This window comes from Microvenator marinus (assembly GCF_007993755.1).
GTDB lineage: Bacteria > Myxococcota_A > Bradymonadia > Bradymonadales > Bradymonadaceae > Allomicrovenator > Allomicrovenator marinus.
The window spans coordinates 106348-128078 of record NZ_CP042467.1 but is presented as its reverse complement, the minus strand read 5'-3'; the positions used below and the strand labels follow the sequence as shown (position 1 = coordinate 128078).

Sequence of the window (21731 nt, the reverse complement as noted above, 5' to 3'; positions counted from 1 at the left end):
AGTAGGCACGCCCACACCCAGGTAAATGCGGCATATTGACGCACCTACGCGCTCTTTGCCTCGGCCGGTTCTTCCGAATGATGCCCCTGCAACCCAAGAAGAACTCGTTCAGGCGTCATTGGAGCCCTAAACTCGTAATCGTCTTCTCGAAACGCTCTCATGGCGTCTCTCAAAGAGAAATACGCCCCGATTCCATACATCAAGGGGGGTTCACCAACGGCCTTCGAGCCGTAGGGACCAGTGGGCCCTGGTTCCGTGAGCCACTCGATTTCCATGTCGTCAGGCATGAAGTAGACGTCGGGCGCCTTGTAGGTGGAGAGCGCGTGAGATAGCAGACGCCCATCCTCATGATACGCCAACTCCTCGAGTGTCATCCAACCAATTCCCTGCGCAAACCCACCCTCGATCTGGCCGAGGTCAACTAACTCGTTCACCGTTCGCCCGAGATCGTGCACGATCTTGACGGACGTAAAGTCATAAGTGCCTCGCAAAACGTCAATTTCAGACTCAACGATCGCTGTACCGTAGACATGATAGGCAAACGGCCGCCCCTTCTCTTTTTCGGCATCAAACCAGATGTTGGGGGTCGCGTAAAACGCATGTTCAGAGAGCCCAACACGGTTGAAGTACGCGTGCCCCACCACCTTTTCCCACGTCCATTCCGTCGGCTCTTCACGATGCCAAACCTTGCCGTCCTTGAACTCCAGCTCCTCATCAGAAACACTTAGCTCCTGAGCCACGAGGCGCTTGAGGCGCTTCAAAATCGCCTGAGTCGCGAGGATTGTTGCATTTCCATTGAGGTCGGCGGTTGCACTCGCTGCGCTCGGAGACATATTCGCAATTCGAGTGGTATTGGTACTCTCGAGCCTGACGCGGCTCGTAGAAATTCCAAACTCCTTTGCCGCGATGTCGATCATCTTCGAGTTCACGCCCTGCCCCATCTCCACGCCCCCTGTGGAGACGCTTACGCTGCCGTCCCCGTAGACGTGAACCAGCGCAGAAGCCTGATTGAAGAAGGTCTTGGTGAACGCAATCCCGAAACATATCGGCATGATCGCAAGGCCCTTCTTTTTGGTTTTGTGCTCTGAGTTGAAAGTATCAGCGGCACGCCTCATGCCGGACCAGTTAAACTTTTCGACCGCTCGATTCCAAGACGTATGAGTTCGGCAGCCCTCGGTCTTCTGACCATAAGGCAACGATTCGCCCTCTTTCAGAAGGTTCTTATACTGCAGAACCTCGCGAGCAAGCCCCATCACGTCGGCAGCCTTGGCGATGGCCGCCTCAACCACGAACATACCCTGTGGCCCACCGAATCCCCTAAACGCCGTGTGCGGCTGGATATTGGTGCGGCAGCAGGCCGCCTCAACTCGGGTGTTCGGGAAAAAGTAGGAGTTTGTGGCGTGAAAGAGGCTTCGCTCGAGCACAGCAGTCGACAAATCGGCGGCCGCACCAGAATTTTGGTAAAGCCTCGCCTCATAGGCCATAAACGTCCCATCTGCCTTCAGCCCGAGCTTAAAATCGGCCTTATACGGATGGCGCTTTCCGGTCATCTTCAGGTCATCTACGCGGTTCAAGACAAGCTCGACCGGACGGCGCAGAATCTGTGCACCGAGGGCCGCCAGACAGGCCCACGCTGTGGCCTGGTCCTCTTTTCCGCCGAACCCACCACCGAGGCGCCGAACGTCGACCTCCACCATATGGTTGGGTAGTCCGAGGATTTTGGCGATTGCCTTCTGAACGGCGTATGGGCTCTGCGTGGACGAATAGACTTCGATTCTTCCACCCTCTCCCCAGACCGCGCGCGTTCGCTGAGTTTCTAGATAGAGGTGCTCTTGACCCGCGATATCGCACTCGCCTTCCACCACAACGTCGCATTCAGCGAACGCCTGGTCCACATCGCCCATAGCGAAAGTACGAGGCGGCGCGATGAAATTCCCCTTTTTGTACGCCTCGCGTGGGCACACAACCGCCGGCAACTCCTCGATTTCAGCCTTCATGAGCGTGCAAGCATGCCGAGCAAGCTCCGGGCTGTCCGCAATAACCAACGCAATTGGATGTCCGATGAAATGCACCTCATCCGTCGCCAAAAGCACTTCGTCCGGAATAATCGCACCGATTTGGTTTTCACCAGGGATGTCCGCCGCGTAGAGAATGGCCTTGACGCCTGGAAGCTCTTTCGCGGCACTATCGTTGACCCCCAGCAACTTCCCGTGGGCCTTTGGAGAAGAGAAGACTGCGGCATGAAGCATGCCGTGTGGAGCGGCTACATCGTCCACATAAGTGGAGAGGCCTTGAACGTGAAGTCGTGCGTCATAATGAGTCATATCAACTCCTCCGCGAGCGGGGCGTCAGAAAGTGCATCGAGGTGGGCGACTAAGAATTGGCGAGTCAGGAGTCGTTTGTAGTCTGCCGAACCACGCACATCGGAGATCGGCGAAACCTCAGACATGGCAATCTCAAGCGCGGCTGCAGCGTTTTCGAGATTGAGCGCCTTACCCCTCAAAAACTCACCCGTATCTTTCAACCAAAGTGGATAGGCTGCCACCCCGCCTGCACTCAGGCTGGCCTCGACCACTACACCGTTCTCCACCTTCAGCTTGGCACCAGAATTGACGGACGCGATATCGAGCGCCTTTCGCTTCGAAACTTTTTCGAAACGAATGACCGCACCATCGGGGTCAGGGAAACGAATCTGCGTGATGATCTCGTGGGGGCGCTTATCGTAGACTTTATATCCTTTGTAGAAGGATTTGAGTGGCACGATACGTTCCGCATCTCCCGCCACCATCACCAACTCGGCATCCAGGGCAAGGAGCAAGTTCGACATGTCTCCAATGGGGGAAGCATTGACGATATTGCCGGCAATCGTGGCCCTGTTTCGCAGATGCAACGAGGCGATAAGCCATATCCACTCGTCCATGCTCGGAATCACGCGGCGAAGCTCAGGATGCTGCGCGAACTCCTCAAACGTGGTGAGACTTCCCAACACAAAATAGCCGTCCTTGAACTCAATCCCTCGCATCTGCGGGTATCGATTCAGGATCGTGACCGTGGACTGAGGAATCTCTTCGCCGCGCTGCACGTAAAGATCCGTGCCGCCTCCAATGTAGAAGTCAGCTTGACCGTGTGGAACAACGGCTTTTTGGGGTTGAATCGCCTTCAGTCGAGCCGCGACCTCAGAAAAGTACGTCGGCAGAAGCCCCGCTTCCACGAGACTCTGCAGCCTCTTCGGGCTTTCCCACGCAGCCTTGTATTTACCGCTGAAGTGGTCAACCAGGTCCTCACCTGCGCGTTTGATAGAGTTGTAGCCGGTGCATCGGCAAAGATTGCCGCTGACGGCGCGCTTAACACTGTCCAACGTAGGTGCGCCGGCTTCGCCCAACATCCACCACGTCATCGAGACAATGAATCCCGGCGTGCAATAGCCACATTGTGAGCCACCTCGCTCCACCATGGCAGCTTGAACGGGGTTGAGCTGGTCGAGGCTTAGTGCCACGCCTTCCACCGTAACGACATGTTTCCCGTGCACCTCTCCAAGCGGAATCAAGCACGAGGTCATCACGCGGTAGTCAACGTCCGAGCCCTTGAGCTCGCCCAACATCACCGAGCAGGCACCACAATCGCCTTCTTTACAGCCCTCTTTTGTCCCTGTTTTTGCGAGGTCTTTTCGCAGGAAATCCAGAAGGAGCTTTCCTTCAGACACCTCGGTGACTACCAACTCATCATTGACCCAAAATTCGACTGCCATGCTCACACTCCGGTTTGACCGGAGGAATATGGCCGAAATCCCCCTCCCGCGTCAAACCTTAACGAAAAGGGCGTGCTCTGGTGCGGTATTTAACTTCGTGAGCAACCTGTGCTACCCAGCCTTGGGCTCGACTCGGCTCTATCTCGTAAGTCCTTTTATTCGCGCCAGCTTTGATGCTGAGTTTTGCGCTTCCGCCGTCGGCTTCGGAAACCACTCGAACCTGGAATTGCCCCGAATAGCTACTGGGCAACACCAGTTTCTCACGCCCTTTTTCGTGCGAAACCACCAAACCTCTGCGTTGCGAAAACGCAGATAGCGTGCGCCCATCTGGCTCAACCAGAAGGATATGATGCCGAGCGGGCCCTTGCCATTCGAGCTCAATCTCGATTTGTCCGCCCTTGAGATTCACGGTCGTAGTTTCAGCTGAGAGGCTCGCCTGTGAGAGACCAAAAAGAGTGGTGTCACTTGCTAATTCGCACTTTTTGTCGAACGCCTTGTTTCGAGCTTCGGCCCAAGACGCCTCGTGCTGACAAGCCAGCGCAGCTTCTCCAATCGACGCGTAAGCCTTGTGGATTCGCTCTTGAATCCAGGTCCCACGAGCCGCGGAATCGGCAGCTGAAGCAAGGTGCATCATGGCCTCATCAAAGCGGCCCTCGTGCGAGAGAAGTTGAGCTTTCTGAACGAGTGCCTCGGGGTCCGAGGAATTTGTCGCCAACCATTTCTCAGTCCACTCTTTGGCTTGCTCATGCTCGTGTGCCCTAACCAGACCGCGGATGTAGCGCATCATGTATGTACGGTTTTCGGGCTCACGGTCGAGTCTTCTGCGAAGTGAGTCCAATCTTCTTTTCGCACTCTCCACCAAACTCTCCGACACACCTTCAGTCACGGTGTGTTCAACGACCGGAACGCGAACCGGATACATTGGTCTCCTTCGAGCACTACGGCGTTCCATCGGGGGCTCCTTGAAATCCATTTCGGCGCCACCCAACGAGTCCAGACTCATAGACTTCTGAGGAGCCATGGCGCGCCCACTCTTCGCTGGTGCTGGCGCAGCCATCGGAGCCTCGGCGTCTTTGGCGCCCGAATCTGCAAGCATGTCTCCCTCACTGACTTCGGCCTCCACCTCTTCGCCGCGCCAATCGTCGCGCTGGCGAGCCTTGACGCCGAACTCATCCATCATCGCCCTATCTTCGAGCGCAAGGAGAGCGGTGTAGCGCGACAAGACTCCATAGCGAATCGAGGTGCGGATAATCTCGGAACGCGCATCCTCTTCGCCTAGCTCTAGTTGCGCAATCCTATGACTAGCCCACGCCCTCGGAACAAACCCGAATTTTGAACTCGGCTCTACTTTGAGCGGAAAAGTCCCCTTCCAAGGATTATCTCCAAGAGTTCCACGGATCTCAACAACACCTTCCAGGCCTGGCTCCATTGTGCGCGACGCTACTACCAATTCATCCCCACTCAGTAATGCACCTTTTCGAGTCTCGGTCTGCATTTGCAGGCCATCCGGAAGCAAAATCTCCACGTCCCTTAGGACTTGCCCGTAGTGAAGACTGAGAATGTTGAGAGCCTGGGACGCCCTGGGAAGCATGGGGTCAAGAGCGATCACACTTCCTTTGCCGGCCGAAGCAATGGCCTCGAGCACCAACGCATCGGAGTCCCCTCCGAAGTCCACAACGCTAACCCGCGCGCTAACGGACTCGAGGAGACTCGAAGCCTCTGATTTGATCTTCGACGGATTCAACCATCCTGCGCTCACCTGACCGTCGGTGAGAACGATCACATGAGTTTCACGCTTTGAATCCTCTCCAGACCGAGCCGCAAAAAGGCGTGAAGCAACCTCAACACCTTCAAGCGCGTTGTAGGTTCCAGCGGCTTCCATCTTTCCAAGGGCGTCGCCAAGGGCCAGTGCACGGGCCGTCGACGCAAGGGTGAACTCGGGAGTAGAGAGCGGCACGCATCGTACCGAGCACGCCATCGCACTCACGCGATCACGAGGGTCCATCTCTTCGACCAATTTCTGAACGAGCTCAGTTTGCAGCTCGGCGACTAAACCCCGGCGCGAATAGGATGTATCGGCCACGATCACGAAATCGCGACTCGAGCGCGTGCCGGGCGTCTCAAAGACCGGCCGAATCGCGCTTAACACAAAGGTAGACGGCTCCGACTTAGGCGTCTTATCACTCGTGAATGACCAGGTACGAATCGCACCAACGTCAGACCTCAGTGCCTGGGAATCCGCGCCACCCGTGTAGCGGATGACGAAGTCCCCACTCGGCCTAAAGTCTTTGGCATCGTAGGAGACTATGGCCGTAGCTTGGTCGCTTTCACTTGCACCTCGTCGCACCTCAGCCGGGTAGCCCGAGACCTCGAGTGCAGCCGACGCGTCCACACCTAAAAGTTTGGCTTCGAAGCCAAACTCTTTAGTCAAAACACCAGCAGCCTCTTCGGCCGCCATAGGATACACATAGCGATAGCCTTCTGCAGCCGGCTTCAGCTCTTGTGTATAGCCAATCTTGACCTCACGAATTTGGCCCGGAAGGATTGGGAAGATCCGAAGTTCAAATTGATTGCCCTGTTTCCATTTGAGGATCGCAGGATCGCGTCTCGGCGTGATGATATCCCGCCAGATTCGCTCAGCGCGCGCCGTCTCAAGGAACTCGCCTTCCATCCAGGTGTTTCCAACCTTCAGGGCGAGTCGCGATATCTGGGCATCGGGAGGAAGTGGAAAGCGGTAGAGGCCTTCGAGGCTCTCACCGGTTGGATTCTTAAAAGACTCGTGAACCTCGGTATAGGCCACGTTACCGGCGATTCGCACGCTTACATCGTGGCCAACCATGTCGAGCTCGCGCTCATTAGACGAGAGTGGTGGTCGCCCCACAAGCTTTCCAAGCCCACGCGGAAGGCTCGTGTACACGCGCTCCTCGGAGGGACGAACCAACTCGGACCACCCCACATTCTCGCCAATCTGCGAAGACCACAGAATGCTCGAAGCTCCGCCTCGGACCGAAACCTCCTGCCCTGCGAACGCAAGCTGGGTTTGGCCTCCGTGAGTCACGCCTAGCTCTCCGCGTGCGACGCTCACCAGAGTCTCATCAGCCCGCACGAGGAAGTTCGCCTTTGAGAATTCTGCCCTGAAGTCTGCATGTGGAGTGTGAATCACGAGTGGCTCGGCGCCCTCTCCCTCAACCAGGACCTCTCCCTTCAGGATCTTGAGCTCAAATGCCGAGTCGTAGACCTCAACCGCTGAGTCCTCTCCCAACACCACGGTCGTTGGCCCAACGCTGAGTCGAGCCCGCGTGGTGCTTTCGATGACGGCACCAGCCGGCACGGGCGCGGTGGCGTCCAAGGGGCGAGTTTCATCTCCCACTTTGATCGAAAGTCCGTCGGCTTCGCCTTCAATAAAAACGGCGCGAATTTCAGGGGCATTGGCCACCGGCTTAGCAGTTTCCAATACTTTCTCTTTGTCGCAAGAAAGAGAGCAGAGCCCCAAAACTACTGCGAAAATACTCAGCAATCGAATCTTCATCAATGACTCCTTATCGTTCATGCTCAACCTAACGCATGGGAACGAAAAAGGATCTAGCTGAAATGTCGATTTAGTCGTTTAAGCTGCGTGATAGGGCTCGGAATCGGCCCCGACGTCTTCGGCTTGTTGTAGAGACCAGAGCTTTGAATAATGGCCGTTGAGCTCGAGCAACTCACGATGAGTCCCCCTCTCCACCACACGGCCGAACTCCAAGACGACAATCTGGTCCGAGTCCACAATCGTACTCAGCCTATGCGCGATGGTGAGCGTAGTGCGCGCCGAAGAAACCTCTCGCATCGCCTTCAAAATAGCGTTCTCCGAACCGGAGTCCAACGAAGAGGTTGCTTCGTCAAAAATCAGGATTTCGGGGTCTTTCAAGATGGCGCGCGCAATCGCCACGCGTTGCTTCTCACCGCCCGAAAGCTTCAGGCCACGCTCCCCAACTATCGTGTCCCAGCCGTCCGGCAACGAGGCGATGAAGTCCTTCAAGTAGGCCATCTCGGCCGCGCGCTCTATCTCATCATCTGTCGCATCAAGCCGACCATATTTAATATTGTAGCGAAGCGTGTCGTTGAAAAGCACGGTGTCCTGCGGAACGATTCCAATCGCATCGCGCAAGCTCTCTTGTTCTACGTCGCGAATATCCTGACCGTTAATCGTGATACGCCCAGAGCTTACGTCGTAAAATCTGTAGAGAAGCCGGGCAAGCGTAGATTTACCAGACCCGCTGGGTCCGACGATGGCCACCTTCTTTCCGGCGGGAATCTCAAAGCTCACGTCGTGGAGAATCGGTCTCTCCGACTCGTAATGAAAGCTCACCAACTCAAAACGCACGTCGGCGGTATTCGGCTCAACATTAAGTCTTGTAGCACCGGGCCTATCTTTAATCTCAGGCTCGGTGTTCAGAATCACGAACATGCGCTCCATGTCTGCGGCTGAATTCTTCACAATCGTATAGATCATGCCCAAGAACCCGAGCGGCATAAACATCTGCAAGAGGAACGCATTGACGGCCACCAAGTCGCCAATAGACATTAGACCACTCGCCACTTCGGAAGCGGCCAACAACATGACCGCCGTCACACCAGCCGCAATGATCAGACCTTGCCCACCATTTAAGAAGGACATTGAGGCCTGAGACTTGATACTGGCATCCTCGTACTCTTTGAGGGTTCGGGTGTATCTGTCGATTTCGAATCGCTCGTTCCCGAAATACTTCACGGTCTCGAAATTTAGGAGGCTGTCGATAGCGAACGAGCTCGCGATGGAATCCTTATTGTTCATGGCACTGCGAAACTGCATTCGCCAACGGGTAACCACTAGTGTGAAGATCACATAGACAATAAAAGACACGAGAATAATCAGTGCAAAACCAAGACTGTAGTTGGCCAGGAGGATGCTTGTGACCATCAAGACTTCCACGATGGTCGGAAAGATATTGAACACGAGATAGTTCAACAAATTGCTAATGCTGTTGGTTCCGCGGTCGATATCTCGAGTGAGCGAGCCAGTCTTTCTTTCCAGGTGATATCGCAACGAGAGCGCGTGCAGATGCCTCAAAAGCGCAGCTGAGATCGAGCGGGAGAGTCCGTAGCGAACCCTCGCGAACACCACAGTTTGCAGCTCTTTGAAGACCGTAGAAGCCGCGCGAAGTCCCCCGTAGGCCAAGAGCATCCCCAGTGGAATCGCCACGAGCGCGGCATCTCCGGCATCGAGGTAATCAACGATCTCCTTGAGGACCAGCGGAATCGTAACCGTCGCGCCCTTCACGCTCAGGAGCAAGATGATAGAGACAACCGCCCGAACCCAATGGTCCTTAAGATAAGGAACAAAGGTCCAAAGCATCTTGAAGAACGGAGTATCGCTCTTCAGGTCGTTCTCTCTCGGGTTGGGGTCTCGTCGTTTTGCCATAGACTCCTGATGCTCGCATGAGTTCCTGAGTTTCAATACTTCGAAATTCGACTCCTTGACGAGTGCCTTGGCAATGGGCAAGAGTTCCCCAATTACAAGGAGTCGTTATGGAATTCATCGAGGCTGTCGAGGTGGGCCTTAATCACCTGAGAAATGGCCAGGTCGAAGAGGCGCAAGCGATTCGTGAATCGTTGGAGCTCACGTCGAACGACTCGCTCACGGACAAAGAACGCGCCAAGTACTTTGAGTTCCTGGGAGACTTGAGCATCGCACGGTTCGAATACGAGGACGCAAAAGACGCCTACACCTTTATGATTCGCTATGAAGAACGGGCCGGCGAGCCACGAGGTGGGATCGGGAACTCGTGGGGAAAAATCGGAGAGGCACTTGTGGGCATGGGCCACTACCGCGAGGCGCTTGGCTGTTTTGAACGCGCCGTGAACATGATGGAAGAAGGCGATATGGCGCCAGAGTTCTGCGCAACACCCGCATTTCAGTGGGCTGAGGCACACATGAGCCTCGGGCAGTTTGCCGAGGCCACAAAGGTGTTTCGGCGCACGTTGAAGTTCATCGGCCCCAACGGCGACGCGCGCTCCACCGCCTTTGTGTCGTACAGATTGGCGAGCGCGGCGAACCAGATGGCTTCGCTCGAGAGTTTGAGTGCGGAGCTCGATTCACTCATGACCGAGCTCGAAGCTCTGGGCATGGACGCGACCGAGGTTCGGGACGCCATGCAACGCTTTGAGCCCGCCGACCGCCCCTATTTCGATATCGCCAAAGAGGCGTACGAAACGGCGATTGAGAAGGCTCAAGGTCTGGATAGAGCACTTGAACTCAATTCGCGCCTCGACTTCGGCAAATTTCTAAGACAAACCGGACACGCCGAAGATGGCCTCGATACGCTCATCGCAACACTCCAAGATCTCGACTCCGCCGAAGACGTCCCAGAACACATCCGAATTGAGCTCTTTCACGAGCTTGGCCACGCGTTTCTTGAAGATGGTGAACTGACTCAAGCAGAACCGCTCCTCGACGCCGCATCGGAGATGAAGCGAGCCCGCGGAATCTCTTCCACTTGGACCGATTTGGCGCGCGCCCGGTTGGCCGTCAAAAAGGCCGAGGCACCGAAAGCCGTGCGCATCTGCGCAGAAGCACTAGACGCGGTGGACCCGAGTCAGCTGGTCGACGCCCAACGTGTCGCAGCGGATATCTTGGAAGAAGCAGGTGAAGCAACTCAAGCCAAAGCTCTTCGCGCACAGGCTGACGCCCTTTCGAACCAACACTAGAGAGCCACTCGTGATCCAGATTTTTGAGCCCACAAAAAAGAGAATTATTGGTGTCATCCATGTACCTGCACTTCCGGGCGACGCGCTCGGAACCACCCGCAAAGCGGCATTTGATGCGGCGTTGCGCGACCTCGACGCCCTTGCCGACTCGGGAGTGGATGGCATCATCATCGAAAACTTCGGCTCGGTGCCCTTTCATAAGGGCACGCCCTCAGACCCCACTCCACCTCATCAGATCTCCGCGCTAGCCGTCTTGGCGAATATCGCCAAGGAAGGATTTCCTGAGCTAAAGATCGGCATCAACTGTCTTAGAAATGATGCAAAATCTGCCCTTGGGGCGGCCTCGGCTTCTGGCGCAGACTTCATCCGGGTCAACGTCCACGCCTCTTCGTTCGTCACCGACCAAGGGATCATCGAGTCCGACGCTGCAAACACGCTCACCTACAGAAAGCTATTGGGCGGCAACATCGGGATCATGGCAGATATTCTGGTTAAACACTCAGTTCCCCTTGGAGAGACGGACCCCGCGAGGGCTGCCGAAGAATGCGTAGGCAGAGGTCTCGCTGACGCCCTCATCGTATCCGGCCACGGAACTGGGGCTCCGGTGTCCTTGGACGTGCTTCGAGCCGCGAAATCTGGAGCAGCTTCAGCTCCGGTGCTCATTGGTTCGGGCCTAACTCTGGAGAACGCGGCCGAGCTCTTGGCTGAATGCGATGGCGCCATCGTCGGGACCGCGCTCAAAGTTGACGGCATCACGCGCAACCCAGTGGATCCCGCGCGAGTCAAGGCGCTCGCCGCATTCTTCAGATAGCTCCTTCCTTTAAGTTGATGGTGCGGGCCAGGGAGAGTCCGAAGACTTCGGTAGCACCTGCGTCCAAAAGCGCCTGAGCCGCCGAGTTCATGGTTGCACCCGTGGTCACCACGTCATCGAGGAGAAGCCATGACCCTGAAACCGGCTTTGACTCGAATGCGCCTACTACATTGAGTTCGCGCTCACCGCGGTCGAGCCCCTTTTGGGCCAAGGTGTCTCTCACTTTCTTCAAGGGCCATCGGGCCTTAAAGCCGCACCATTTGGCGATTTGAGTGGTGAGTTCAAAGCCATCTTTTCGAACCTTGGCGTCCAACGCCGGGACTGGCGCCACATGGAAACCCAACCCAAGCGCGGTCCGGCAGGCGTCTGTGCGTTTGAATTCGGCCACAAGGGACTTCAGGTCGGTCAGGTCCCCACTCGATTTTGTGCGCAACAATACCTCCACAGCCACACCGTCGTATTCCCACGCCGCCAAGAGCCTTTTGAAAACCGGAGGCCGCGTCTCGCAATTTGCGCAACGCCCTTCTTCGTCCAAGGCCTCAAGACACACTTCGCATCCGCCGCCGAGTTCAAAGAGAGCATTCTTACAAATCTTACAGATGCCGGCCGCCTTGATAAACTCTCGACACGCCCCGCACATATGTGGAAAAACCAGATCGAACATAAAATCTCCTGATTATGTTATCGGACGATTTTTCGAAGTGTTGCGAAAAAAGGTGGTGTCAAAGTGAAAATTGTTGTGCGCAGCGTAGGTAAGACGAAAGACAAACGCCTCAAACAACTCTCGGAAGAGTACCTGAAACGGTCCAACCACTACCTGAGTGTAGTCGCCGAAGAAGTTCGCGAAGGCAGCGGCAGAATCGAGGAAATCAAGGCCCAAGAGGCCGCAAACCTCACCCAGGGTATCTCGCCGGACTCCATCCTCATTTCGATGGATGAGCGTGGTGAAGAAATGACAAGTGAGGCCTTCTCCAAGTTCATCGAAACACACATGATTCATGGCACTCGATACATCTATTTTATGATCGGCGGGGCTGCAGGCCTCGACCCGGAGCTCATGGAGCAGTCTCAAAAACGACTTTCACTCTCAAAAATGACACTTCCTCACGAAATGGCCCGCACCATCCTCTTTGAGCAGATTTATCGAGCGTTTACGATCATCCGTGGAGAGCCCTACCACAAGGACTAGAGGGATCGCTGGCACGTAGCATTCCGTTCGCGGCTTAAATCCATTCGCCTCTCTAAACGCCAGGAAGTGCGTTACTGGCTAATGCTCAGAGTTACCCAAGATAATCGGCGACCGGTCTTCGGAAACGTGGCATTGCACTCACAAAATATCACTTCGCTCTTGATCGAATCTTTCGAAGTGCTATTCTCTCAACTCACCCAAAGCCTTGGAGGCGGACATGAACAGAACAGAACAGAACTTTGCTGGCTACCCTAGTGCTCGTGGCAATCTGCGCGAATTCCGGGCTGGCCAACGCATTTCCAGACGAGGGAGTCTGTGATCTATTGGAGAGGTCTTGCATTGAGGAAGACTTCAGTTCCTACCCTGTTTCATCGTATATAAATGTGGGTAATCCTTACCTTTCGCCTAATGGCTTCTATTTCGAAATTCTAAGCGGGGCGGGGCAGTACCAGATCCATAACCTCACCAATATTGGCAACGCTATCTACATTCCAGGCCAAGTTACCGTGATTGAATTGCCGCAACCAGCGAACGAAGTACGATTCGTGCTGACAGGGGGAGGCTCTTTCAATTTCACAGCCTATGATGTCAACAGCACCCCCGTATGGTGGGAAAGCCACGAAGTTTACGGGACCGCTCAAGCTGTTCATCTCTCGGGTACCGACATCTTTCACATCGTAGTGTCCCACACGGTGAGCGAGGCGTCCTGCGATCTCGACTACGGTGAACCGTTCATTGGTCAACTTGAAGCATGCGAAACCAATTTCGGACATCTTTGCCAATGAAGAACTTGCTTTTGTCTTTGCTCGCATTGTGCTGGTGTTCTTGCTCGTCACCAGTCGAACCGGCAGTGGATTTCGGCATCCATGACTCAAGTGACGATATGCCTATCTTGGACGAAGGAAATGACTCCTACCTAGATAGTGACGCGGATGTGGAGATGGGTCCTGACCCTATCACGGTCGTTTTGTCTCAGCCCCCTGTCCTACTTTCAGATAGGCGCTGGGTTTCCTATGACGATGGCTTAGGCACATTGGTCGGAATTGAAGGCGAACGATTTGAGGTAACCGAATTGCGTCGCGATACGTATGTCCGCTCAATCGTCGCCTACAAGTCGGGATATGCACTCGTAAGGCAATCTGAAACGTTGAACTTGGAATACTATGAGAATCCCGCAACAATTGTCCCCTCAAAGGTTCTTCCCGAGCCAGATTGCCAACGAGTGTTGAGTTACGGCGAGAAGTTGCTCTTGGCCTGCCGAGAACGACTCCTGGTCGTAGAAGAGACCCTTTTGGATTTGCGCGTCACTCGCACTATTTCTAGGGCTTCTTACCTCGCAGAATATCCGCAAATCGGAGTGGCCCCCGCCAGTTACGTCTTGCGCGATGACACTCTCTACGAGCAGATCGCTCCCCAACCCGGCTTTAAGCAAGTCTTGGTGTGGAATCTATTGGCTGATACTGAGGATGACCTTCTCGTCGGAGTCTCGGACTCGATTGAAGGTAATAGTCAGGGTATCCAGGCTTCTGAAGATTTCATCTACATGCCCATAGCTGTAGGCACTCCGAAGGAAAGTAGACTTTACGTATATTCCCGGAACCCGTTTGAGTTAGCGGACACGTGGGAAGTCTCGGCTCAATTCGGCGACAATCAGACTGGCGGATCAAGTGTTTACGCCAACGACGATTGGGTGGCGATTCCATACAGGAATTTTCTTGGAACGTTCACGCTTGTTTTCGACGCGACCTCCACGACTATGACTTGCCTCGGTGTTATCCCTTTTGTGGGTAGTAATCCGCCCACTGACTTCCGGTCTACTTTGGCAGGAGACCAAATTCTTTATGCCACCGAAGAGGTACTTGACTATCCTCTTCTCCCATACACGTCTTCGCCCGTCGCCGAGATTCAACTTGCGGATTGTCCACTCTAGTCAAACGCTCCTGCTGATGCTGGTGCTCGCAAACTGCTCATCAGCTCCACCCTCTCCCAACAACTCGGCGCCTCCCGAAGCCGACACGGATGAGGTCGCCTACGAAGAAGACTTCGGAAACAATCTGATCGGGGTTCTCTACGCTTACGATAAGACTAAAGGGACAAGTTTTAAGGACACTCCGATTGTCGAGATTGAAGGAACCTATGCGCTAACCCTCCTCGAAGCGGCGAACGAGACTTTTCCGGGAGATGATCCTCTCCTACAACACGCGGATAAGTTCTTGCGAAAGCCTGGCTCCAAAGCCGCCATTGCAGACGTCCCCGACGCACCCAACCTACCCAGTGCCTTTCTCTTCATTCCAACGCCGATTGGAGAGGAAGACTACTACCCTGGAGTGGTTCTGAATCTTGGGCAGCCGAGTTTCTACGGGTTTGAGCATGACGTCTTTTCTGACTCTCCGACCCTCGCCGAGTTTCCATCACTTAAAGACGCAGAACCAGAAGGCAAACACGTCGTGTTTTTTGGGAGTTCTGAGTGCATGGCAGCGTCGCGCATGCACGACCTTCTATCGAGGCTCCCAGAGGCCGCACAGAAGCATATCTACTTTGTAGATGGGTTCAAAGATAAGGACTTGGCCACATCCTTTGGATTAGTTCCGGCCGTTCCAACACTGCTCGTTTTAGACCCTGCCCAAGGTCCGCAGGACATCTTCTACGGCGGTGGCGACCTACGTCAGGTCAGACATTTCATGGCGAGAAATGGATTCCTTGACCAAGCACCTGCACTCAGTACACGGATTCGCTCCCACACGAAGGCCACGCCAGTACGAACGGTCAGCACGGTCCACCACATCCAATCGGAAGACTTGCATGGTCTCGACCTCCGGGGTGCAAGCTTGTTTCGAGCAACTTTCGGTGGTGTGGACCTTCGAGGGGTGGACTTTACGGGTGCCGACCTTCGAAATGCCATCTTTGCTCACTCCAATTTGGAAGGTGCGAACCTTGAGAAAACGCGACTGGATGATGTGCGATTCTGGAACTCGATTTGTCCGGATGGAAGCCCGAGCAAACGTGAAAAATGTCCACCCAATGTCGAGCCTGAACCGTAGAGATTGCAAGGCACTCAACCCCTCTGGGCTCCATTCAATGCGACAACTCCTCTTCATGGCCATCCTTTCAGCTACGTCACTGGCCTGTGTCGATGACGAAGATGTGCTCGCCTACGAATATGACCCAGATAGACTCTGCCTCCTCGACCCTGCATCGCCTCGCGTCGTAGACACACGACCCGTGCAAGATCCTCCTCCTTTGGTAGTTCACGAGTGGACCACGCTATGCAGTGTCAATGCGCCCAAGCGACTTGTTGCGTTTCAACGTTATCTTGAAAAAGGCTTTGAAGAGTGCACGCCTGAGTTTTGGGAGGAGGCATATTGGGCACCCGACCGGCCCAACTGGGAGCCGGCCGTTTTGGCATGTGAAGATTGAAGCACGGAAATTGTGCCACTTAGCTTTGCAACGCGGGGCGATTTCCCATAAAAAGAGGTGTTCAGACCATTTTGCGCGTTGGATGCCACATGAAATTCAGATCAAAGCTATTTTCTCTAATCATCGCAAGCTCGATCCTTAGTTGCTCAGACGACAATAAGACCACCGAGCCCGGGTGTCTTCCAGGTGAATCGTATAATCCGATTACAGGCCAATGCGTGGCTCGTTCGGGTGGCGGACCAGGCGGCATGGACGGCGGAACCGAAGGCGATGCGGGCGTCGATATGCCGGACAATCCGTTCCTAGACATGCCTGCTGATGTCTCCGAAGAAGACCGCTGCGCTGTTGGAATCGACAGTGATTTGGATGGCCTGACGAACTCGTGTGAATGCGAACTCGGCACTGACCCGGCCCGCCCAGATACGGACGGAGACGGACTTCTTGACGGGCAAGAAGACGTCAACCGCAACTGCCGATTTGATGCCGGCGAGACGGACCCTCGGAGTGCGGACACAGATGGCGACGGACTTGAGGATGGCGATGAGGTCGCGCGCGGCCTAGACCCACTCAACCCTGACTCAGACGGCGACGGCATCACCGACGGTGACGAGGTCGCGAGCGGCTGCATGGACCCAACGTCCACGGATACCGACGGCGACGGGCTGCCTGACAATCTAGAGGACGAGAACCTCGACGGCCAGCTCGGCACCTGCGTCAACCGCCAATACACCGCAGAGTGTGCAGGTATAGAGTCCGACCCTTGCAAGACAGATACTGACGGTGACGGAACACCCGACAATGACGAAGTTCAATACCTGGATTGCACGCCCGAAGACACGGCGAATCTAGTCCAGCCCCTATTCCTCACGAACAATACCGCGGACTACCAAATCGCCCTTGAGCCGGGCCTCACAAGCACCCCAATCCCGGGTGTTACGGCGCACGCATTCAACGACGCACCTGCAGGATATGCGGGCCTTGTAGGCTCATTCGTGCCTCCAAACGCAGCAACGGCTGAACAATCGGCAGCCTGGGTGACACAGCAGATTCGCAACGCTTATGCAGGCTCAACCGTGCGCACAAGCGGCCGACGCATCCTTACTCACGACGGACACCAGGCCATCGCAGGAGGCGTGGTAGAACTGCCAGGTGGTCTGCAGGCTGACACGGCTAGAAACGCTATTCTGAGCCGTCTCGCGGGAACCACACTCAACCCCAACGTTCAGGGTAATTTCACCCCGGCTGCTTCTACCGATCGTTCGCTGGCCGTGTTCCAAGTGGTGAAGCGTCCGGCATCTGCCATTGTGGCGCTCTCAGTCATTCCAGAAAGCCTTTACAACACCGATACGGCACCTGGGGCCATTCGCGTGGACGATATCGCAGGGGGTACTGGTATCGCGGGGGTGGGTGACACCCTTGAGGCGGACTGCGTCTCTTATCGCGTGACTTCTCAGGCAAAGGTCGACTTCATCTGGCTTTTGGACGGCTCCGGCTCCATGAGTGAAGAAATTGAAGCCGTGAAGAATTTCGCCGACCAGTTTGCTCAGATTCTGCAGCAGTCGAACATCGACTGGCGCATCGCCGTGGCCTCAGGCTCATGCGATAAGCTCGCGACCGACCCGACCATCTCTCAGGACGTCAAAAACTTGATGACCATGGGCGGGGCAACCTCCTGCCAACCCATTCCTTTCGGAAATTTCCAGTACGTGCTCCCCAATGGAAAGCTCTGTGACAAGAACGGCGCGAACTTCACCAATGACGTTCAAAAGTTCAAAGATTGCGTGGACGAGCTCGACCCAAGCTCAGTGGGCTTGAGGATTGCCGGCGAACACACCCTGACCATGGGCGCGGCCGCGATTGACCGAGCTCTGCCCCGCTCCGATACCGACAATACCAAGCTTCGGCCCGATGCCGCGACCATCTTGATTTCGGTCACCGATGAGTTTGACGACCACTTCCAAGCTCGTATGGGCTGGAGAGACGCAGGACAAGCAGGGGAGCCACCGAGCGACCCGTCCACCGAGCCGGGCTGGGATCCAAACGCCATGGACCCACACGTTCAACCATTTATCGACTATTTCCTTCGTCCAGGCATCAACGCGACCATCTTCGGAATTTACTGGATTCCCGGCACGCCTTGTACCATCGCCTCTGAAGCAGCCGCTGGTATTGACCGCGTGGTAAACCGCACTGGTGGGCTCGCGGGCAACATCTGTCAAGCTGATCTCACGTCAACGCTAGAGCAGATTGCTTCCGCGTCTGTCGGACTGGCCAGCGGACTTCGTTTACGCGGTGTTCCAGTACCTCCGAGCATCAATGTGAAGGTTGGACAAGCTTCTACTCAGACCATCTTGAGCCCGGATAGAAGCCGCGCCGATGGCTGGGACTACGACGCCATCGTCAACCGCGTGAACTTCAACGGGCCGAATCCACCGCAGACCGCGGACCGTATCGTCATCCCTTATCTGCGTTGGGAGAACAGCGTTCGAGGCTGCGTCACGGACGCCGATTGCCCTCAAGAACAAAAGTACATTTGCCAAAATGGAGTCTGCCTCTAAGAAGTTGTTAAGATGTGGAATTTTTGGCTCATTCAAAGTCTTTAGTGATGGGAAAACACTTGCGGGCAGGGCCCGTGAGACATGAAGTGAGCATTAAAAATGGAGCCGGCTTTACTACTGAATGCAACGTATGAGCCTCTACTTGTTGTAGACTGGAAAAAAGCAATCACCCTGGTCATCCTCGGCAAGGCCGAGGTATTGGCAGCCCAAGATAACTCGGTGCGCTCTGCGACGGACGAATTCCTGCTACCGTCGGTCCTGCGCCTCTTTTCTCGCGTCCGAGTTCCGAGGCGAGCCGTTCAGTTCTCCCGGGGAAATGTCTACCGGCGAGACGGCCACAGGTGCCAGTATTGTGGTGTGGACCAACACGAAACCACTTTGACCTTTGACCACGTCCTCCCTCGCAGCCGTGGCGGCCAAACCACGTGGGAGAATATTGTCACGAGCTGTGAGCCGTGCAACCGTAGGAAAGGCGACCTGACTCCCTTGGAAGCTGAAATGCCCTTGCTTTCAAAGCCCAAGGAGCCCAAATGGTGGCCGTTTTCTACTTCGCAATGGGATGGCCATCATCCAGAGCGTTGGAAGCCCTATTTGTGGATTTGATTTAGTATGACCAAAAGGCTCGCTATTCTGGCCGATATTCACGGCAATCTTCCTGCACTTGAGGCCGTTCTCGATGATATCGCTGGCCAAGGCGTTGATGAGGTTGTCCTTGCGGGTGACCTCGTGGGGCGTGGTCCTCAGGGCAGCGCGGTTAGTAGCCGTGTCCGCGAGCTCGGCCTTGAGAGCGTGCGCGGCAACCATGAGGACTACCTTCTAGATTTTCGCAAAGGGGCAGTTCCCGAGGAATGGTTGAGCGCCGAGGAGTGGGCGTGCACCCGCTGGATGGCGGACGAGCTTTCCAACACCGATATCGAATTCTTGGACGCTCTACCCTTCTCGATGACTCGAGGCCACGCAAACGAGGTTCGAATCGTTCACGGCTCGTCTCGCTCGTACAACGAGGGCATCGGTCCTTGGCTCCAAGAAGCTGAGATTCAAGAGCATTTTGATTCCGTGGAAGAACCCGTCTTGATTTGCGCCCACACGCACAGGGCGCATGTTTGGAGGCTTCCGCAGGGGCTCGTGGTCAATGTGGGTTCGGTGGGATTGCCGTTCAATCGCGATACCAGGGCACAATACGCCATTTTGGAAAGAAACGCCGATTCGTGGGACGTGGAACTCAAGCAGGTTCAATACGACCTCAATCAGACGCGTCGCGCCTTTGAGGAGACCGGGTTCTTGGATTGTGGAGGTGCGACCGCCGCGCTCCTGCTCAAAGAGCTCGAGTCTGCCACGCCTTATCTGGTGCCGTTTTTGAAGTGGGCTGAGGTTTTAGAACGCCCTCCACTTCTGGACGGCGTGCCAGAATTCTTGAACTTTCACCGTCCCGACCTTCCCCTAGCAGAACAGTTCGCAAGGTTGAGTGCGCTTCAGAAATAGGTGACCACTCGAGTGTCCACTTGGTGCCTCTTGACCTGAATGGTTGAATAGCCACTCTTGCCAAAATTTCTCTGAAATCCCCATATGTTGGCGCGGAAAATAGTGGCACGCAAAGTGCAAAAGAGAGTTCCATAACATTGATTTACCCTGGAACTCCCATGAGAAACCCTCTTCATATCGCACTCGCCCTTGGATTTGTCTTTTATGTCGGATGTGCAGAATCCGAAGAAGGCACCCCAACCATTGAAGCCTCATCGAGTGACGTCACCAAATCGGACGGCAAAGACGACTCCTCGCTAGAGGCGGTCTTTGTGGACATGCGCTTTTCGGGCGAGCTCCTTACGAGCTCGACTTGGAACGTGGACTCTTCCATCGAGACTCAGCTCCTCTACACGATTGGGCACCTCAACGGTGATAACTCGGTCGGACGCCTCGACAAAGTGGATCTGGAGAACGTTCAGACCGAGCGCGACGGTGAGCTCTACAGAGTGACCTACGACGCCACGATGCAGGTTGCGTGGGGAAAGAAGGACCAGATTCCAGCCAACTACACCTTCACGCTTCCGAAAGACCTCAGCAATGCGGGACAGGATAAGTTCGCCGAGCTCTACAGCAAGACCTGCGTAGATTTCGGGGCTTCGGACGTGGATGCGGGCTCGATGTGGTACTACTATCGCCCTGCGTCATACCGTTGCAACCTCGCCGAAAGTGATATCATCAAAACCGAGGCAAGCGTTGAGATTAGCTCGGTCAACACCACCGGCAAGTACCCCGAGTATCACAAAGTTTGGGAAGACGACGTGCTCAAGGTCGTGGCTATCTTTGGCAAGTACAAGGACCACGCGACATCGAGCTCCGATGCGGGGATCTCGGCCTACAACTCATTCTTGCGCACCATGCAAACTGACCTCGCGCAGATGAGCCTTGTAACCGAGCCTGCCGAAGTCCCCTATAATCCTGGAGTCGAGCTTCCTGAAGTAGTCTTCAACGCCGAGCTCGCTGACGGTAAGCGCGTGGAAATTGTGGCCCTTCTGGTGGACAATGTTCGTGAAGCGGGCCCCGAGTTCACAAGGCGCTACGAAGAGCTTTCAACTAAGGCCGACCTCATCGCCTACAATGGCCACGCAGGCCTTGGCGCAAATATTCGTGCGCTCGCATCCAAAGGAAAGTGGACACAAGGGCAGTACGCCATCGTCTTCATGAACGGCTGCGACACCTATGCCTACATCGATGGATCACTCTTTGAGGCCCACGCCGCCGTCAATCCAGACGACCCAACCGGCACCAAACATCTAGACCTCGTGACCAATGCGATGCCAGCGTTCTTCCGCGAGGTCTCGAACTCCACAGTTCAATTCATCCGAGGCCTCATGGATGTGGACCAGCCCAAGACCTTCGAGCAAATTTTCGCCGGTGTTGATAGCTCACAGGTCATCATCGTGACCGGTGAACAGGACAATGAGTTCGTGCCAGGCGGTGGTGAGGAGCCGGAAGTTGAGGCATGGCAAGGGCTTGAGCAAGACGGCGCAGTGGCAAAAGGCGAGGAAGTGCGGGTGGAGACGCCAACTCTGCCTGCCGGCGCCTATCAGTTCGTCTTGAGCGGGGATAATGATGCCGACCTCTACGTTCGCGTAGGCAACGAGCCGACTTCAGACGCGTACGATTGCCGCCCTTACAAGGCTGGATCAGAAGAACTCTGCGTTGTTGAACTTCCCGCTCCAGCCAAAATCTACGCGATGGTTCAGGGCTATGCGACAAGCTCGAACTTCAAATTGGTCGCCGCCCCACGCTAAGACTTGG

General features: G+C 55.3%; 16 protein-coding genes. 11 read left to right on the top strand and 5 right to left on the bottom strand.

The genetic code is table 11. The annotated features are described in order from the left end of the window. Nucleotides 1-44: 44 nt before the first annotated feature. From FRD01_RS00500 to FRD01_RS00485, 4 genes are all read right to left on the bottom strand, one after another. Nucleotides 45-2324 carry a xanthine dehydrogenase molybdopterin binding subunit gene (locus FRD01_RS00500; protein WP_146956624.1) on the bottom strand — a complete coding sequence of 760 codons (2280 nt, stop codon included), beginning with the start codon at nt 2322-2324 and terminating at the stop codon, nt 45-47. Then, on the bottom strand, nt 2321-3748 hold the full coding sequence (locus FRD01_RS00495) for an FAD binding domain-containing protein (RefSeq protein ID WP_146956622.1): 1428 nt from the start codon (nt 3746-3748) through the stop codon (nt 2321-2323). Before FRD01_RS00495 ends, FRD01_RS00500 begins: the two co-directional genes overlap by 4 nt. A gap of 58 nt (nt 3749-3806) precedes the next feature. Further along, complete coding sequence (locus tag FRD01_RS00490) at nt 3807-7277, bottom strand: VIT domain-containing protein (protein ID WP_249755886.1); 3471 nt, start codon at nt 7275-7277, stop codon at nt 3807-3809. A 78-nt stretch (nt 7278-7355) separates the two neighbouring features. Next, nucleotides 7356-9188 (bottom strand): ABCB family ABC transporter ATP-binding protein/permease, encoded by a 1833-nt coding sequence (locus FRD01_RS00485; RefSeq protein WP_146956619.1) that lies wholly within the window; start codon nt 9186-9188, stop codon nt 7356-7358. A gap of 107 nt (nt 9189-9295) precedes the next feature. On the opposite strand from FRD01_RS00485, the gene FRD01_RS00480 reads away from it, so the two are divergent. Further along, nucleotides 9296-10474 carry a tetratricopeptide repeat protein gene (locus FRD01_RS00480; RefSeq protein ID WP_146956618.1) on the top strand — a complete coding sequence of 393 codons (1179 nt, stop codon included), beginning with the start codon at nt 9296-9298 and terminating at the stop codon, nt 10472-10474. Continuing rightward, nucleotides 10413-11285 (top strand): BtpA/SgcQ family protein, encoded by an 873-nt coding sequence (locus tag FRD01_RS00475; protein ID WP_249755885.1) that lies wholly within the window; start codon nt 10413-10415, stop codon nt 11283-11285. The genes FRD01_RS00480 and FRD01_RS00475 overlap by 62 nt, the downstream gene beginning before the upstream one ends. On the opposite strand, the gene FRD01_RS00470 is transcribed toward FRD01_RS00475, so the two are convergent. After that, the gene (locus tag FRD01_RS00470) at nt 11278-11949 is read right to left on the bottom strand and encodes a ComF family protein (protein ID WP_146956614.1); all 672 of its coding nucleotides are present in this window, start codon (nt 11947-11949) and stop codon (nt 11278-11280) included. The two genes, FRD01_RS00475 and FRD01_RS00470, sit on opposite strands and share 8 nt — an antisense overlap. A gap of 63 nt (nt 11950-12012) precedes the next feature. Between FRD01_RS00470 and FRD01_RS00465 the strand changes: the two genes are divergently transcribed. From FRD01_RS00465 to FRD01_RS00425, 9 genes are all read left to right on the top strand, one after another. Further along, nucleotides 12013-12474: a 23S rRNA (pseudouridine(1915)-N(3))-methyltransferase RlmH gene (locus FRD01_RS00465; RefSeq protein WP_249755884.1), complete on the top strand. Its 462-nt coding sequence runs from the start codon at nt 12013-12015 to the stop codon at nt 12472-12474. A 383-nt stretch (nt 12475-12857) separates the two neighbouring features. Then, a complete protein-coding gene (locus tag FRD01_RS00460) occupies nt 12858-13259 on the top strand; it encodes a hypothetical protein (protein WP_146956611.1) in 402 nt (133 codons plus the stop codon). Between the two features lie 65 nt (nt 13260-13324). Further along, entirely contained in the window at nt 13325-14404 is a 1080-nt protein-coding gene (locus FRD01_RS00455) for a hypothetical protein (protein WP_249755883.1), read from the top strand. After that, nucleotides 14385-15515, top strand: coding sequence for a pentapeptide repeat-containing protein (locus FRD01_RS00450; protein ID WP_249755882.1), 1131 nt, complete (start codon nt 14385-14387; stop codon nt 15513-15515). Before FRD01_RS00455 ends, FRD01_RS00450 begins: the two co-directional genes overlap by 20 nt. Before the next feature lie 37 nt (nt 15516-15552). Next, nucleotides 15553-15891: a hypothetical protein gene (locus FRD01_RS00445; RefSeq protein ID WP_146956605.1), complete on the top strand. Its 339-nt coding sequence runs from the start codon at nt 15553-15555 to the stop codon at nt 15889-15891. A gap of 89 nt (nt 15892-15980) precedes the next feature. Continuing rightward, on the top strand, nt 15981-18449 hold the full coding sequence (locus FRD01_RS00440; RefSeq protein WP_146956603.1) for a hypothetical protein: 2469 nt from the start codon (nt 15981-15983) through the stop codon (nt 18447-18449). 99 nt (nt 18450-18548) lie between these two features. Further along, a complete protein-coding gene (locus FRD01_RS00435; protein ID WP_146956601.1) occupies nt 18549-19052 on the top strand; it encodes an HNH endonuclease in 504 nt (167 codons plus the stop codon). Between the two features lie 6 nt (nt 19053-19058). After that, entirely contained in the window at nt 19059-19931 is an 873-nt protein-coding gene (locus FRD01_RS00430) for a metallophosphoesterase family protein (protein ID WP_146956600.1), read from the top strand. A 158-nt stretch (nt 19932-20089) separates the two neighbouring features. Then, nucleotides 20090-21724: a PPC domain-containing protein gene (locus FRD01_RS00425; protein WP_146956598.1), complete on the top strand. Its 1635-nt coding sequence runs from the start codon at nt 20090-20092 to the stop codon at nt 21722-21724. Nucleotides 21725-21731 lie beyond the last annotated feature (7 nt).